Genomic DNA, 15802 nt, shown 5'->3' on the forward strand with positions numbered 1-15802 from the left:
GGCGCGGACCGTTTGGTGCCTTGCTTCAGATGCCGGTTAGGATGCCGTTGATGCCATTGATGATTTCCGCAGCCGCGCTCTCTGCCGACATCTGGCCATAAGCGAAGGCTTCGAAGGTGGTGTCGAAGACGTCAGCGACGCGGGGATGCTCGTTGAGCGGTGATACGCCGACCCCGGTGCTCTCCAAGACGATCCTGTTTGCCTCGATTTGAACAGGGTCGATGGAGCCCGCCTTGGTCAGCTCTTCAAGTGCGACCTTGCTGGATGGCACGCCTCTGGTCGCGCCGAGGATCGCAACGGCTTCCGGATCATTCAGCAGGCAGTTGAGTATTTCGGCAGCGGCCTTCGGCTCCTTGCTGTTTTTGGAAATGGCAAACAGCATCGAGGGCTTGCGGTAGACGCCTTGGGTGGTTGCACTGTCGACCTGCAGCAGCTTGACCGGCACGAGCTGCTGGCCTTCTTCCATCGGGCCCGCGATCTTGCCGTATATGCTGCTCCACTGATAGGTGCCGGCAATCTTGCCACTGGCCCATTCAGGGTCTTCGTGCAGCGGCGCATTGCCCCCGGCGGCCACGTCCTTCCAGGACTTGACGACGCCCCGGTCGACCATGGTCTGGTAAAAATCGAGGCCTTCCGCCAGTTCTTGCATGGTCCAGGCGACCTGCTGTGTGGCGGGGTCGATCAGGTCCTTGCCGGTCTTCTGCGTGGTGCGCAGGATGACGACGAGACGGGCGTCGAGGCCGGTGCCTTCGAATGGGTAATAATCCTGGCCGAGCTTTTCCTTCATGACCGGGGCTGCGGCGAACAAGTCGTCCCAGGTGGCCGGGATGGCGAGGCCCGCCTTGTCATAGGTGGTGTTGTTGAACATGAAGACGCGGCCGGTGGTGGAGACCGGCAGCCCGTTCAGCTTGCCGTCGACACTGCCGTTTCTCAGATAGGCATCCGACCACTGGCCGAGATCGATGACATCCCTGAACTGGTTGAGATCGGCAAAGCCGTCGCCGCTCTTCGAGAAGAGAGGGAGCCAGGGCCAGTTGATCTGCATGATGTCGGCCTCGGTTCGGCCGGCGAGCTGGGTGGCGATTTTCTCCTGGTGGCCGGTCCAGCCGGTGAACTCCGGAGAGATGGTGTGGCCGAACTTGTCACCGCAGTGCTCAAGCGCTTCCTGCGTGGCGATATGGCGGTCCTCGCTGCCCCACCAGGACATGCGCAGATCTGCGGCCGAGACCGCAACTTGGCCGGTTGCCGCGAAAAATGCGACGGACATGATCAAGGTTCTCATTCTGGCTCCCCCCGCATTGGCACGATGACGGCTCGCCTGTGCAGCGCTTCATCACTGATGCCCCGACGGAGAGTTCCGACGATGAGGAAAGCCGTCCGGGCCGAGACAATGTGGACGAGAGGTCCTAGGAAATCGTTGATCCTCTCAGCGCCTGCGGAAGTTCGACAGTCGCAATGGTGGTCGAGCGGGTCCGGCGCCGGCACGGCCCACGCTTTCTTGCCCTGGGAAATGGGGCTGAAATTCAGATCCATTCTTGATGTAATTCTTGGCTTGGTTTCATCACGCCGATGCCCGGATATGGGTCGATGATGCGCCCCTCCATTAAGCCCATATTAGTCTTCCTTCCCCATGATCCGCGGGGTTCAGACGTGGGCGTTGCGGCCCCCGCATTTCGCGGGCCGTTGGCGTTGGAGGAGGCATTCCGTGTTCATCGATCGTATATTGTCGCGCTTTAACATCCAGACGAAGGTGCTGATTTTCATCCTGCCTTTCGTCATCAGCATTTCCGCCGTCGGCTTTACCGGCCTCTACGCGTCGGGCCTGTTGCAGGGGCGGATTGAGATTTCCAACAGCGTGCTTCAATCCCTGAGCGGCTTCCGCGACGTCTCGGCTTCGATGACATCCTTCCTCGCCAATACCAACGAGGAGGCGAAGGCAGACCTGACCGGTCGCCTGGAACAGCAGCGACGGGACCTCGACGCGACCCTTGCCCAGCTGGCTCCTGATGCCGATGGCCGAGCCGAGCTGGAAGAGGCCGGCAAGCTCATCGACAAGGTCTTCACGCATATCGATGATCTCTGGACGCTGCACGCCTCCGAAACCGCGCTCGTCGAAACCCTGCAGCAGGGTGGCAAGCAGGTCGTAGTTGCCCAGGGTCGCGTCAATGCTGCGATGGCGACCATGGAGCGCGCCGTGCAGGCGGATGATGCCGCGGCCAAGACCATGCTGCGTGACGCAGAAAGCATCCGCAGCACCGGTACCTTCCTGACCGAAACCAATTCCGCCTTCACCAAGGCGAAGACGCCGGATGAAAAGTTCGCCGTCATTGCCGGCCGCGTGGATGAAGTGATCGCCCGTCAGCAGGTGCTGGCTGCCGTGTTGCCGAAGGCGAATCAGTCGGCCGCCAAGACGCTGGAAAAGATCGGTGGCGAACTGAAGGCTGCCGTTGCCGCCAATGACAAGTCCGATGAAGTCATCACCGATCTCGCCGGCAAGCTGCGCAACTTCACCCAGTTGAATGCTTATCTCGGCCTTGCCGCACAGCAGAAGATGAAGGAAGCGACGATCAAGTTCGGTGAACTCGACGCGCCGCTCGCCAAGGCCCAGGCTGTGATCGAAGACGGTCGCCAGGTCATGGCGGCCGGTTATGCGCTTCAGATCATGATGGCGCGCTTCCTGCTGGAGCCGACCGAACAGAATCGCATGCTGCTCGAGCAGCAGTTCAACGCCGTGAAGAAGTTTCTCGCAGCACTCGACCAGACGGCCGCCGACCAGCCTATCCTGATGCAGGTGAAGAAGGATCTCGGCCCGGCTGTCGACACGATGCTCGGCGCGAGCGCAGAGCTGGTGAAGGTCAGCCAGGAGCGCAAGTCGAGCTTCGATCAGGCCGGTGCCGAACTGAACATCATCTGGAAGCAACTCACCACCTTTGCCGAAATGCAGAAAGTCTCGGCCGGCCAGGAGCGCCAGGAGGCGAATTCCATCTCCATCGGCGCAACCGGCCTCGGCATCCTGATCTCGATCTTCGCCGGTATCGGCCTGGTGCTGACCTTCAAGGGGCCGATCGGCCAAATCACCGGCGCCATGCGTCGTCTCGCCGAAGGCGGGCTCGACACCAAGATCAATGGCGAGGCTCGCGTCGATGAAATCGGCGAGATGGCCCGTGCGCTCGGCGTCTTCAAGCAGAATGCGCTGTCGAAGATCGAAATCGAAAGCCGCAGCGAAGCGGAACGCGCTGAGGCGGAAGAAGAGCGCCGCCGCAACGACATCGAAAAGCAGGAGATCGACCGCCAGATCGACTTCGCCGTCACGGCGCTGGCCTCGGGCCTCGGTCGTCTGGCCATGGGTGACATTTCCGCGACCATCGACACGCCGTTCCACGGTCGTCTCGAGCAGTTGCGCAACGACTTCAACCAGTCGCTCGAGCATCTGCAGGATACGATGACGCAGATCCGTTCGAACACTTACATGATCCAGCGCAACGCTGCCGAGATGAGCAGTGCTGCCGACCAGCTCGCCAAGCGCACCGAACAGCAGGCGGCCTCGCTCGAGCAAACGGCGGCCGCCGTCGACGAGATCACCGTCACCGTGAAGTCGTCCGCCGAGCGGGCCGAAGAAGTGAACAGCATCGTCGCCGACACCAAGGGCCGGGCCGACACCTCCTCGACGGTTGTCGGAAATGCCATCGACGCCATGGGCCGGATCGAGGATGCCTCAGGCCAGATCGTCCAGATCATCGACGTGATCGACGAGATCGCCTTCCAGACGAACCTTCTGGCACTCAATGCCGGCATCGAGGCGGCGCGTGCAGGCGAGGCTGGCAAGGGCTTTGCCGTCGTCGCCCAGGAAGTGCGCGAACTCGCCCAGCGCTCCGCCGGTGCTGCCCAACAGATCAAGGATCTCATTCACAAGTCGAGCACGGAAGTCTCTTCCGGCGCCAAGCTGGTGCAGCAGACGGGTTCCGTGCTCGCCGAAATCTCGGCCAACATCATCACCGTCGCCGACCGGGTCTCGGTCATCGCCATGGCCAGCCGTGACCAGTCGAATGCGCTGGCTGAGGTCAACTCCTCCGTCAACGAGATGGATCAGATGACGCAGCGCAATGCGGCTATGGTCGAAGAAACCAATGCCGCGACCCGGCAGTTGGCGGACGAGGCAGATGCGCTCATGAAGCTCATCAATCAGTTCAAGCTCGCTCCGGAAACCCGTCGCCCGGCGTCGCACTCCCACAGCCGCGCGGCTTGATCGGCGAACACCACAGATACTCCAGCCGCCGGACCGCGAGGGCCGGCGGCTTTTTCGCGGCCGGAGGTCTGCATTCGCAAGCCAGCTTGGAAAGCGGCCAGCACATGGCTATCCTTCGCCTGGAAGGAGGACGACGGTGACGACAGAAACGCTACAACCCGCGCGGCGACTTTCCGCAGCCCGACGCTTGATCATCGCACTCGTGCTCATCCTCATTGCGGCAAGCATTGCGATGGTGACCATCGGCAATCGCTTCCTCACCCGCAACGTGATGGCCGAAGCTTCGCTGCAGGCGAACAGCGCATTGCGGCTCGCCACGGCGGCGCTCACCGGTCATCTCAGCCGCTACGAAACGCTTCCGGCCCTGATCGCCGATCATGACGACATGAAGGAACTGGTCCTCAATCCTGATGATCCTGCCCTACTGCAGGCTGCCAACCTGTACCTCAAGGACATCAATAGGCTGCTGGAATCCTCCGACATCTATGTGATGACCATGGATGGCAACACCATCGCGGCCAGCAATTTCGACGGTCCTGCGAGTTTCGTCGGCGAGAATTTCAGCTACCGGCCCTATTTCCATGAAGCGGCAGCCGGCAAGCGGTCACGCTTCTATGCGCTCGGAACCACGTCGGCCAAACGCGGATATTATTTCTCGTCGCCGATCCGGGTGGATGGCGTGGTGCGCGGTGTGATCGCCTTCAAGGTCGATATCGAGGGTATCGAGACATCCTGGCAGGGGGGCGAATACAAGATCCTCGTGCATGATCCCGAAGGCATTATCTTCATGACCGGGAATCCGGAATGGCTTTATGCCTCGGTACTCCCCCTGACACCCGAACGGCTCGAACGGACCACCGCGTCCCGCCGCTACTCCGATGCCGTTCTTCGCGACTTGCCGATCCGCATCAACGAATTCGACGGTCACAGGTTGATGACGGTCAGCCAGAACGACGGAAATCGCGAATATCTGGTGCTGCAACACTACATGCCGGATGCGGACTGGACCGTCAAAGTTCTGTTCGACACGGGCACGATCCATGCCCAGGCGCGCACCATGCTGGTCGCGATCCTGCTTTTCCTCTGCCTGTTCGTGCTGGGGCTTGCGGTCGTCATCCAGCGCCGCGCCCGGCTACAGGAGCGGATGCATATGCAGATCGAGGCCCAGGCCGAGCTCGAGCGGCGGGTCGAGGAGCGCACGGCCGATCTCGCAAGGGTCAACCTGCAGCTCCGCCAGACTCAAGCCGACCTCATCCAGGCGGGCAAGCTCGCCGGGCTCGGCCAGATGTCGGCCGCTTTGTCACACGAGTTCAACCAGCCGCTCGCCGCCGCCAAGACCTATGCCGACAGTGCTAGCATGCTGATCGATCGGGACCGGATTTCCGAAGCGCGGGACAATCTGGGACGCATCTCTAACCTGATCGACCGGATGGCCTCGATCTCGCGGCATCTGCGCAATTTCGCCCGTAAGCCGAACGAGAAACTCGGCCCGATTTCCATCGAGGACGTCGTGCAGGAAACACTTGAGATCGTCTCGGCACGTCTTGGCACGGCGGATGCGACGCTTTCGGTCAACTTCGAGCCGGGACTCCCGCCCGTCAGGGGCGGTTCCGTGCGCTTGCAGCAGGTGCTGGTCAATATCCTCACCAATGCCTGCGACGCGGTCGAGGGGCTCGCAGATCGTCGCATCGAGCTTTCTGCTCGCCGGGAGGATGGCCGTGTCGTGATCGAAATCGTCGATCGTGGTCCGGGTGTCCCGCCTGCCATCATGGAACGCATCTTCGACCCCTTCTTCACCACCAAAGGCGTCGGCAAGGGGCTGGGGCTCGGACTGTCGATTTCCTACAATATCATCAAGGATTTCGGTGGGAGCCTGACGGTTCGTGAGCGCGACGGGGGTGGTGCGCTCTTCCGCATCGTTCTCCTGGAAGCGCAAGCACTGCACGAGGCGGCGGAATGAATTCGGGTTTGGTCTTGCTGGTCGACGACGAGGAGGAACTGCGCTTCTCCACCAGTCAGGCGCTGGAATTGCATGGCCTGCAGGTCAAGGCCTTTGCTTCGGCAGATGAAATCCTCTCACGTGTCGGCTTCGGCTTCGACGGTGTGGTCGTCAGCGACATCCGGATGCCGGGCATGGACGGAATGACGCTGATGCAGCGCATCCGCGAACTCGACCACGAGATCCCGGTCATTCTCGTGACCGGGCATGGCGAGGTGCAGCTTGCGGTCAAGGCGATGCGTGAAGGCGCCTATGATTTTATCGAGAAGCCGTTCGCCAGCCATTCGCTTGCCGGGGTCGTCCGCCATGCGCTCGACCGGCGCTCGCTCGTCCTGGAAAACCGACGCCTCCGGGCCGTAGCCGGCAAGCGCGACGATATCGAAACGCGGCTTCCGGGGCGTACGCCTGTCATGGTCGATCTGCGCTACCGCGTTAGGGCGATCGGCGCGACAGAGGCCGATGCCTTGATCATCGGCGAGACAGGTGCCGGCAAGGAGGTCGTCGCGCGCAGCCTGCATGATGTCAGTGCCCGCTCGAAAGCGCCTTTTCTCGCGATCAATTGTGCCTCGCTCCCGGAAACCTTGATCGAGAGTGAACTCTTCGGTCACGAGGCCGGCGCCTTTCCGGGTGCGCTTCGGGCGCGCTACGGCAAGTTCGAGCATGGGCGTGGCGGCACGATCCTGCTCGACGAAATCGGCTCTATGCCCTTCGACCTGCAGGCCAAGTTCCTGCGTGTCCTGCAGGAGCGGACGATCACCCGGCTCGGCTCGAACGAGACGGTGCCGCTCGACGTGCGCTTCCTCGCGACGAGCAAGGTCGATCTCGAAAGCGAGGTTGCGGCCGGTCGCTTCCGGGCGGATCTATTCTATCGGCTGAATGTGGTGACGATCCATGTTCCGTCGCTTGCGCAGCGCCGGGCCGACATTCCGCTGCTCTTCCTGCATCTGGTGCGCGAGGCTTCGGCGCGTTATGGCCGCGACGATATGGAAGTCGAGCCGGAGATCCTCGCGGAGATCGCGGAGCGGGAGTGGCCCGGAAATGTCCGCGAATTGCGCAATGCCGCAGATCGCCTGGTGCTCGGCCTGGAGACCGGGCTCGATGGTGCCTCAGATCAGGAAATGGTCGCGACGCGTCTCGCTGAAAAGGTGGCGGCATATGAGAAGCAGTTGATCGCCGGCGCCATCGCAGCCCATGGCGGCGCGCTCAAGCCTGTCTACGAACAACTCGGAATTTCGCGTAAGACGCTCTATGAGAAGATGCAGAAGCATGGGCTCGACAAGAGCCTGGCCATCGATGGGCGCGACTAGGGGCCGACGCATGGGCTCTCTTCCGGCAGCTGAATGGGTGGTTTTCCACCCATGAAGTCCCGAGAATGTTACGGTTTCCCCCCATGGCATGCGTGAAAATCGAGCCAGGCAGGTGACACGCGCAGTCGCCGCGTTGCGTCGAGCCCCAGCCGAGGCTTAGCTCGCACTAGGTTCGGCCCAGAGGAGGCGCCGGATTCTGTCACTTTAAAAATGCAGGGAGGACTTCATGAAAAAGTTCATGATCGCCATGGCTGGTGCCATGGCTCTGACGTTTGCCGCACCCATTTCCGCGCAGGACAAGGCCGACTGGCCCGGCAGCCTGACCATCGGCACCGCCAGCCAGGGCGGTACATACTTCATCTATGGGACGGGTCTTGCCGGCCTGATCACGGAAAAGCTCGGCGTAAACGCATCTGCCGAAGTGACTGGCGGTCCGGTGCAGAACGCGACGCTGATCGAAACCGGTGACCATCTCATGGGCCTCGTGACCATGGGCCCGGCCTACGAGGCCTGGACCGGCAACAGCGAACTTGCGCCGGGTGTCGAGCACAAGAACCTGCGGGCTCTTTTCCCGATGTACCAGACCCCTTTCCAAGTGGTTGCGCTGAAGTCGTCGGGCATCACCTCTGTTGCTGATCTCGACGGCAAGCGCGTGTCCGTTGGCCCGGCCGGCGGTACGGCCGCGACCTACTGGCCGCGTTACTTCGAGAGCGTTGGCGTGAGCCCTGTGATTTCGTTCTCCGGCGCGAATGATGCCACGAGCCAGGTCAAGGATGGCCTGATCGATGCCTTCGCCTTTGCAGCCGGCGTTCCGATTTCGGCCTTCGCGCAGATCGCTGCCGAAAACGATGTCAACATCTTCGGCTTCAATGCGGACGAGCAGAAGAAGATCCTCGACGCCATGCCGGAACTGGCAGCCTTCGAGGTGCCCGGCGGTCTCTACCAAGGCTTCCCCGATCCGCAGAGCACCGTCAGCCTTTGGAACTTCGCGGTCGCCAATACCGAAATGCCTGAGACGCTCGCTTACGAGATCACCAAAATGGTGTTGGAAAACAACGATCGCATGGTCCAGATCCATGCCACGGCCTCCGAGACCATTTCCGCGAACATCGAGAAGAACACCTTCTTGCCGTTCCACCCGGGCTCGGTGCGCTATTTCGAAGAAAAAGGCATCACCATTCCCGATGCTCTGAAGGGCCAGTAACGCCCGAAACCTGCGCCTCGCTGTGCAGGCAATTGGCGGCAGCTCTGGCTGCCGCCATCCTTCGTGCAAGATCCGGCTTCCTTATCGGGACACAAAACCATGACACAAGCTGACAACATCTCAGCGCAGCAAGCCGCTGGGCCCATCCTGGCCAACAATGTCGACGAGGAGCCGGTTGCGAGCAACCAGAGGCTCCATGCAGACTGGACCAACAAGGCGATCATCGTTCTCTGCATTGCCTATACAGCCTTCCATATCGGGGTGATGAACCTCTATCCGCTCGAAACCTGGACCTATCGCCTCATCCATGTCTGCGGTGGACTTCTGCTCGGTTTTCTGATCTATTCGGCGGTGCAACTGCCGGCCACAGCACCGGCTCAAGCACGGCGCAATCCGATCGAATGGCTGCTGTTGCTGGTTGCCGTTGGGGGCATCGGCTATGGTTTCGCCATGGTTGCCTATGCCTGGGGTGCATACTGGATCGCCGGAAATGCGCGACCGCCCCTCTTCGTCTTCACTAGCTTCGGTGTGCCGCTTCTGGCTGGTACCGCGGCCGCGCTCGCAGCCGTCTGGTTCTTCCCCAGCCGTGACCGCACGCGTGTCGACTGGGCGGACTATGCGCTCGGTCTCGCCTCGATCGCCGTCCTGGGTTACATCCTCTTCAACGTGGGGCCACTTCGTCTGCGGGCTGGAACGGCCATGGCGCAGCCGGCGGATTTCTACGCCGCCTTGGTCGGCGTCATCCTCATCCTCGAAGTAACGCGTCGCGTCGCAGGTCTTGCCCTGGTGGTGATCGCCTCGATCTTCATCCTCTACTCCTTCGCTGGCCCCTATCTGCCCGGCTTCCTCGGTCACCGCGGCTATGAGGCACGGCGCTTCTTCACCTATATATTCACCGATCAGGGCATCCTCAGCGACCCGGTGGCGGTGTCTTCCACCTACATCATTCTCTTCATCACCTTCGCGGCCTTCCTGCAGGCGTCAAAAGTCGGCGACTATTTCGTGAACTTCGCCTTTGCTGCCGCTGGGCGTGCGCGTGGTGGCCCGGCCAAGGTTGCGGTTCTCGCTTCCGGTTTGATGGGCATGATTAACGGCACGTCGGCCGGCAATGTGGTGTCGACCGGCTCGCTGACGATCCCGTTGATGAAGAAGGTCGGCTATCCGGCAAAGACTTCGGCAGCCATCGAAGCTGCCGCCTCATCGGGCGGCCAGATCATGCCGCCGATCATGGGGGCGGGTGCCTTCATCATGGCGGAAGTGACGGGCATTCCCTACACGGACATCGTCATTGCCGCGATCATTCCGTCGGTACTCTATTTCGCTTCCGTCTATTTCATGGTCGATCTTCAGGCGACGAAGATGGGCATGAAGGGCCTGCCGAAGGAAGAGTTGCCGGTCTTCAAGGAACTGCTGAAGCAGGTTTACCTGTTCATTCCGATTATCATGCTGATCTATACCCTGTTTGCGGGTTACTCGGTCATCCGTGCCGGCACGGTGTCGATGATGGCTGCTGCTGCGGTCAGCTGGCTCACGCCGCATCGCATGGGTCCAAGACTGCTGGCGAAGGCGTTCGATATCGCCGCACGCATGTCGGTTCAGTTGGTGGCGGTGTGCGCCTGCGCAGGGATCATCGTCGGCGTCATTGCGCTGACCGGTGTCGGAGCTCGCTTCTCCAGCCTTCTGCTGGGTATTGCGGAACAGAACCAGCTGCTCGCTCTGTTCTTCGCGATGTGCATCTCCATCGTACTCGGCATGGGCATGCCTACGACCGCCGCTTATGCGGTTGCCGCAGCCGTGGTTGCTCCCGGTCTGGTCAATCTCGGCATTCCGGTTCTGACCGCGCACTTCTTCGTGTTTTACTTTGCCGTGATGTCGGCGATCACGCCGCCGGTGGCGCTCGCAGCCTATGCCGGGGCGGCGCTGGCGGGCTCCGATCCGATGAAGACGTCGGTCGAAAGCTTCAAGATCGGTCTTGCCGCCTTCGTGGTGCCGTTCATGTTCTTCTACTCACAGGCCATGCTGATGCAGGGAACGTGGCTGGAGATCCTGCATGTCTTCATTTCGGCAAGCCTCGGGATCTACATGCTTGCCGCAGCTGTCCAGGGCTGGTTCTTCGGTCGGCTGGGGACACCGCTTCGCCTGGTGTTGCTGGTCGCGGCCCTGAGCATGATCAGCGGCGGTCTGATTTCGGATCTGATCGGTTTGGCGGTCGGCGGTTCGCTCTTTGCCTATCAGAGACGATACGTCACCCCGGTCGTGCTCGCTCGGGGTGCGGACTGAGCCTGACACCGTCACGCATCGACAAACAACAAAGAGGCGGCGCCTTCATCCGACGGCGCCGCCTCTTTTTCGTGGGATGACAAAGTGTCGAGATCTGTTGGCCAACAAGGGCATGAGCCGACGCGCGGTGGTCAAGGGATGCCGGGTGCCAACAGCGATGTCCAGTTGCGGATGAATTCTTCCCGGGTGGCCCGGTCCTGGGCAGCGAGGAGCGCAGGCCCGACCCTGATGGGACGGCCGATGCCGGACTCGATCAGAGAGGCCGGGCCATCGACGCCGGGCGGCAGCGGTGCGTTCTCGGCAAAATAGAACGCCTTTTCCCGCGCGACTTTCTGTCCGCGTTCCGACACGAGATAGTCGACGAAGCGGGCGGCGAGCTCGGAGTTGGGCGAATAGGTCGGGATCATCGCGCCGCGGGTCAGGATCAGCGTATAGTCGCGGGGTACGACGACGCGCATGTCGTTGTTGCGAAGATAGCGCGCATAGGCATAGGAACCGAGGATGTTGTAGGCGATCTTCAGCCGGCCGGTCTCGATCAGGTCGAGCACTTCCTTGTTGCAGCAACTGGTTACCACCTGCGCGCGGCTGAAACTCTCCAGCAGGCGGCCATAGCTCGTCGGAGCTTGTTGCGCGTCGTGGAAGGCAAGGAGATAACCGACGCCGGAGAGTTGTACGTTGTAGGTTCCGATCCGTGTCCAGTATTCGTCCGGCTTGCGGCGCAGGAGTTCGGCGATTTCCACATGCGAGCGCGGCACGTCTTCCGGCGGCACCTGGGAGGCGTTGTAGACGATGACGGCTGGTTCGAAGGCGAAGCCGAAGATTTCGTCGCGCCAGTTGGCCCAGGCGGATACCCGTTCGGTCTCCGTCGACTGATGGGACCTGGCGCAACCGTCGTTGGCAAGCTTTACCAGATGGTCGACCGAGGAGGAGATCCAGAGGTCGCCATGGCTGCGCTTCTCGCGGCAGGCCAATTCCGCCTCCCGAAACAGGTCATTGCTGACATAGTCGTTGAACTCGACGGTCACGTCAGGTGCCGTCTGCTGAAAATCGCGGATCAGGGGCGCGATCACCTCAGCGTCTGTGACCCCGTTGATCACCAATCGGACGCGCTCCTCAGCCGGTGCAAGAAACATCGATCGATCACCTTCGAGCGCCTGGACGGATGTGGAGGCGAGGGTGGTGGCCAACAGATATGCCACGAGTGAGGTCATCCTTTGCCGCGGGCTCATGGGGCGGACCTCGTGTTTAAAAGGGGGAGTTCGAGAAAGACGGTGAAGCCGCTCTGAGGCGTGGGCTCGCGGAAACCGAGCGCCCCCATCAATGTCGTGGCCACTTCCGAAGCGATGGCGAAGCCGAGGCCGGAGCTGCCTTCGCCGGTCTTCGACGAGACGAAGCGGCGCGTGACTTGCGGCCAGTCCTGTGCGGGAATGCCCGGACCATCGTCTTCCACCTCGACCAGTACGAAGTCGCCGCGCCGCGCAACCCGCACGGCCAGGCTGGAGACAACGCCGTGACGGAGCGAGTTGTCGATGACGTTGACGATCGCTTCACGCAGGCTCAAGCCATCGCCGAGCACGATCAGCGCTTCCGGCGGGGCTTCAAAGGAGACGACGATATCCGGATCGATGGTGATGGGCACGGCTGCGCGGAAGGACTTGCGGGCCACATCGACCACATCGACCGGCGAGAGCTGCACCGAGTCGAAACGGTGGATCACCATGGCATGGTTGAGGAGCTGGGTGGTGAAGCGCGCGAGTTCGGAGGTGCGGTTCTTGACCCGGTCGAGATGGCGCCGATCACTTTCGGACAGTGCCTCTTCGTCGATCAGGCTCACCTGAGCCGAAAGCGCCGTCAGCGGTGTGCGGATCTGGTGGGCACTGTCGGCGATGAAGCGCTGCAGGAGGCGCAGGCGATCGTCGAGGCGACGCATGAAGTGATTGATCGAGTCGACGAAGGGAGAGAGTTCCCGTGGCACATCGACGGCGAGGGGCGTCAGGTCCTGGCTGTCGCGGCGGCGCAGCATGTCGCCCAGCGCATCCAGCGGGCGAAGCGAGTAGCGAACCGCCAGTATGGTGCCACCGAGGGCCAGCAGGCTCATGACACCGACGAGCAGAAACGCGCGGGTGGTCAGCTCGGTCGTCAACGCCTGCCGTGCTTCGGTCGTTTGGGCAATCAGGACATTCGCCCAGCCACCGATTGAAGGATCCGCGATTGCGCGGCTGGCGGCAACCATGCGCACGGGCAGCTCGCGAAAGCGCGTAGTCGCGAAAAGGGCCTGTGTCCGGGCATTGGTCACATCGGCGGGGAAATCCAAGTCCTCATATCCCGTCAGCGTGGCGCCATCGGGCGCGACGACGCGGTAGAAGATCTTGTCGCGCGGGGCGAGGCCGAGGAGTTCGAAGGCACTCGATGGCAGGTCGACTGCAATGCGGCCTTCCTCGACCAAAAGACTGTCGAGGATCTGGATGGCGGCACCCTGGAGGAGGCGGTCATAAGCCTCGTCGGCGGCGGCACGCGCATACAACCAGGCAGCCGTCATGAGGATTGCTGCGCCAGCTGCCAGGACCATGGCGACGCGGATGACCAGGCGAGCAAAAAGGGAGCGCCTAGTCCTCTGCATCGGACACCAGCTGATAACCCACGCCTCGGACGGTGACGATGCGGGCCCTGGCACCTTCTAGCTTCTTCCTCAGGCGTCCGACATAGAGCTCGATCGCGTTCGGCCCTGCCGGTTCGTCAAAGCCGAAGAGCTGGTCGAGGAGCTGATCCTTGCTGAAGACGCGCCCCGGGCGGCTCGCGAGGATCTCCAGCAACGTCATTTCTCGGCGCTTCAGTGGCACTTCCCGGTTGCCGACCTTCACCGAGCGCTGACTTCTATCGAGCAGCACGTCGCCACAGACGATGACATTGGTCGCTTCGCCGCCGGCGCGGCGGCGCATCAGGACACGGGCACGGGCTTCGAGTTCACGAAAGTCGAAGGGCTTCACGAGATAGTCGTCGGCACCGAGATCGAGCGCGCCGACGCGATCGTCGATCTCGGAACGGGCTGTCAGCACGAGCACTGGTACCGTGCTGCCACCATCGCGCAATCGCTTCAGGATCGAAAAACCGTCCATGCCCGGCAGCATGACGTCGAGAATGACGAGGTCGTATTCGGTGAAATCGAGGATGTCCGCGGCGGCACGGCCGTCGGTCTGCCAATCGACCGTATGGCCGATGGTTTCAAAGCGGCGGGAGATGGCCTCTCCGACGTCGAGCGTGTCTTCCACGAGCAAAATGCGCATGGCGGGACGCTCGCATGTCTGGGGCCTCCGATCAAGCTTGAGGAAAGGCTGTATTCAGGGCTTCCGGTTAACTCGACGATAAACCGCGACCTCTACAGTTCGCCGGCAACCGGAAAACGGAGACGGCGTCTTGGCAGAGGAACAGAAGGAAAGCTTCATCCGGGCTGGTTACGACCAGAACTCGTTTCGCTATCTCATGAAGCGCATCTTCTGGCGCCTGATCGCCCCGCTGCCGGACAAGCTCTACATCCAGCTCAAGTTCTGGAGCATCAAGGGTGAATGGCCGGATGTCGACCGTCCGAAGACGTTTTCGGAAAAGGTCCAGTACCGGAAGATCCACGACCGTAATCCGCTCTATGGAAAACTCGTCGACAAGCTTGCGGTAAAGGAGTTTGTCGCCGAGAAGGTCGGTGCCCAGCATGTGATCCCGACCTATTGGGCCGGCACGAGACTTTCGGATGTCGACTGGTCGACGATCCCGCTACCGGTGGTCATCAAACCAAACCACGCGAGCGGGCTCGGTGAGTTTCTCTATACGCCCGAGGACGTCGAAGCGCTCAAGCGCAATGATCCGTGCGCCGAGTGGCTGTCCATCGATCATGCCCGCTACAACAGGGAATGGGCCTATTCGCAGGTCGATCGCAAGGTGGTCATCGAGCAGATGCTGAACAAGGACGGCGGTATTCCCTGGGATTATCGCTGCTTCGTCTTCAATGGCCGGCTGTCGCATATCATCATCGACACGCGCACCGACGATCAGGGATATTCCGCGACCTATTCGCGCGACTGGGAGCGGCTGCCCTTCTACGACCCGGACTACTATCCGCCCTATCCGCAGGAAATCCCACGGCCGGACCAATTCGACCTGATGGTGTCTCTCTCGGAGGCACTCGGCCGTGACCTCGATTTCGTGCGCGTCGATCTGTTCGACACGGGCGACAATCTCTATGTCGGCGAACTCACCCTCTATCCGGGTGGCGGCTTCGAAGCCTTCGAACCGGCGGAATACGATCGCCTCATCGGCGACAAGTGGGTGCTGCCTGCCCGCAGGTGATGAGATTTGCGTGGAAGGTCCGGCCTGCCCGGATCAGGCTTCCAGTGACGCCATCGTTGCTGCGGGTGGAGATTTCAGCGCTTCGATCAGCGACGCCATGATCGCAGTCCGCAAGGCATAGGTGTTGGCCGTGGTCTTCCTGTGATCCAGCCTTTGGGCCGCTACGACGAGGTTTGCACCCTGCTGCATGACGATCTGTTGCGCACGCACCATCGCCCAAGTCTCAATTTCGGTATGGTCAGTCATGTCCGCATCCCCAGCTAAGTCATTTAGACTGCGAGGCTTTCTCGAATCAGCCTCATATTTATATAATATTCGATTATCTCGATTCGTTAAATCAGTGATCCAAAAAAGGTCATGAATTGCACATGCAGCCCATTGCCTGTTCGAAAACTGTTTGTGTCGCAGCCTTCAATCTTCCTTAAGGC

Annotated in this window: 11 protein-coding genes; 6 read left to right on the plus strand and 5 right to left on the minus strand. The window is 61.3% G+C overall.

The features are described from left to right. Positions 1-25: 25 nt before the first annotated feature. Positions 26-1282: an ABC transporter substrate-binding protein gene (locus tag E9677_RS07005; RefSeq protein ID WP_136557398.1), complete on the minus strand. Its 1257-nt coding sequence runs from the start codon at positions 1280-1282 to the stop codon at positions 26-28. Between the two features lie 423 nt (positions 1283-1705). Here E9677_RS07005 and E9677_RS07010 point away from each other — a divergent pair, with 423 nt between their 5' ends. The 5 genes from E9677_RS07010 to E9677_RS07030 all read left to right on the plus strand — a co-directional run bounded on the left by E9677_RS07010 (position 1706) and on the right by E9677_RS07030 (position 11036). Beyond that, a complete protein-coding gene (locus tag E9677_RS07010) occupies positions 1706-4246 on the plus strand; it encodes a methyl-accepting chemotaxis protein (protein WP_136557399.1) in 2541 nt (846 codons plus the stop codon). Between the two features lie 232 nt (positions 4247-4478). Next, a complete protein-coding gene (locus E9677_RS07015) occupies positions 4479-6206 on the plus strand; it encodes a sensor histidine kinase (protein ID WP_205910129.1) in 1728 nt (575 codons plus the stop codon). Then, on the plus strand, positions 6203-7552 hold the full coding sequence (locus E9677_RS07020; RefSeq protein WP_136557400.1) for a sigma-54-dependent transcriptional regulator: 1350 nt from the start codon (positions 6203-6205) through the stop codon (positions 7550-7552). The genes E9677_RS07015 and E9677_RS07020 overlap by 4 nt, the downstream gene beginning before the upstream one ends. Positions 7553-7778: 226 nt before the next feature. Next, entirely contained in the window at positions 7779-8756 is a 978-nt protein-coding gene (locus tag E9677_RS07025; RefSeq protein ID WP_136557401.1) for a TAXI family TRAP transporter solute-binding subunit, read from the plus strand. Between the two features lie 99 nt (positions 8757-8855). Beyond that, positions 8856-11036 carry a TRAP transporter permease gene (locus tag E9677_RS07030; protein WP_136557402.1) on the plus strand — a complete coding sequence of 727 codons (2181 nt, stop codon included), beginning with the start codon at positions 8856-8858 and terminating at the stop codon, positions 11034-11036. A gap of 131 nt (positions 11037-11167) precedes the next feature. Here E9677_RS07030 and E9677_RS07035 read toward each other — a convergent pair whose 3' ends face one another. From E9677_RS07035 to E9677_RS07045, 3 genes are read right to left on the minus strand one after another with little or no spacing between them, the layout of a single operon-like run. Next, positions 11168-12235, minus strand: a complete 1068-nt coding sequence (locus tag E9677_RS07035; RefSeq protein WP_235882881.1) for an ABC transporter substrate-binding protein — start codon at positions 12233-12235, stop codon at positions 11168-11170. 26 nt (positions 12236-12261) lie between these two features. Then, positions 12262-13656, minus strand: coding sequence for a sensor histidine kinase (locus E9677_RS07040; protein WP_136557403.1), 1395 nt, complete (start codon positions 13654-13656; stop codon positions 12262-12264). Next, entirely contained in the window at positions 13643-14320 is a 678-nt protein-coding gene (locus tag E9677_RS07045; RefSeq protein WP_136557404.1) for a response regulator transcription factor, read from the minus strand. Before E9677_RS07045 ends, E9677_RS07040 begins: the two co-directional genes overlap by 14 nt. A 130-nt stretch (positions 14321-14450) precedes the next feature. Here E9677_RS07045 and E9677_RS07050 point away from each other — a divergent pair, with 130 nt between their 5' ends. Further along, entirely contained in the window at positions 14451-15374 is a 924-nt protein-coding gene (locus tag E9677_RS07050) for an ATP-grasp fold amidoligase family protein (protein ID WP_235882882.1), read from the plus strand. A gap of 33 nt (positions 15375-15407) precedes the next feature. Here the strand turns inward: E9677_RS07050 and E9677_RS07055 are convergent, their stop codons facing one another. Continuing rightward, positions 15408-15620, minus strand: a complete 213-nt coding sequence (locus E9677_RS07055; protein ID WP_136557405.1) for a hypothetical protein — start codon at positions 15618-15620, stop codon at positions 15408-15410. Positions 15621-15802: the final 182 nt, after the last annotated feature.

It is taken from the genome of Peteryoungia rhizophila, from assembly GCF_004912145.1.
Taxonomy (GTDB): domain Bacteria; phylum Pseudomonadota; class Alphaproteobacteria; order Rhizobiales; family Rhizobiaceae; genus Allorhizobium; species Allorhizobium rhizophilum.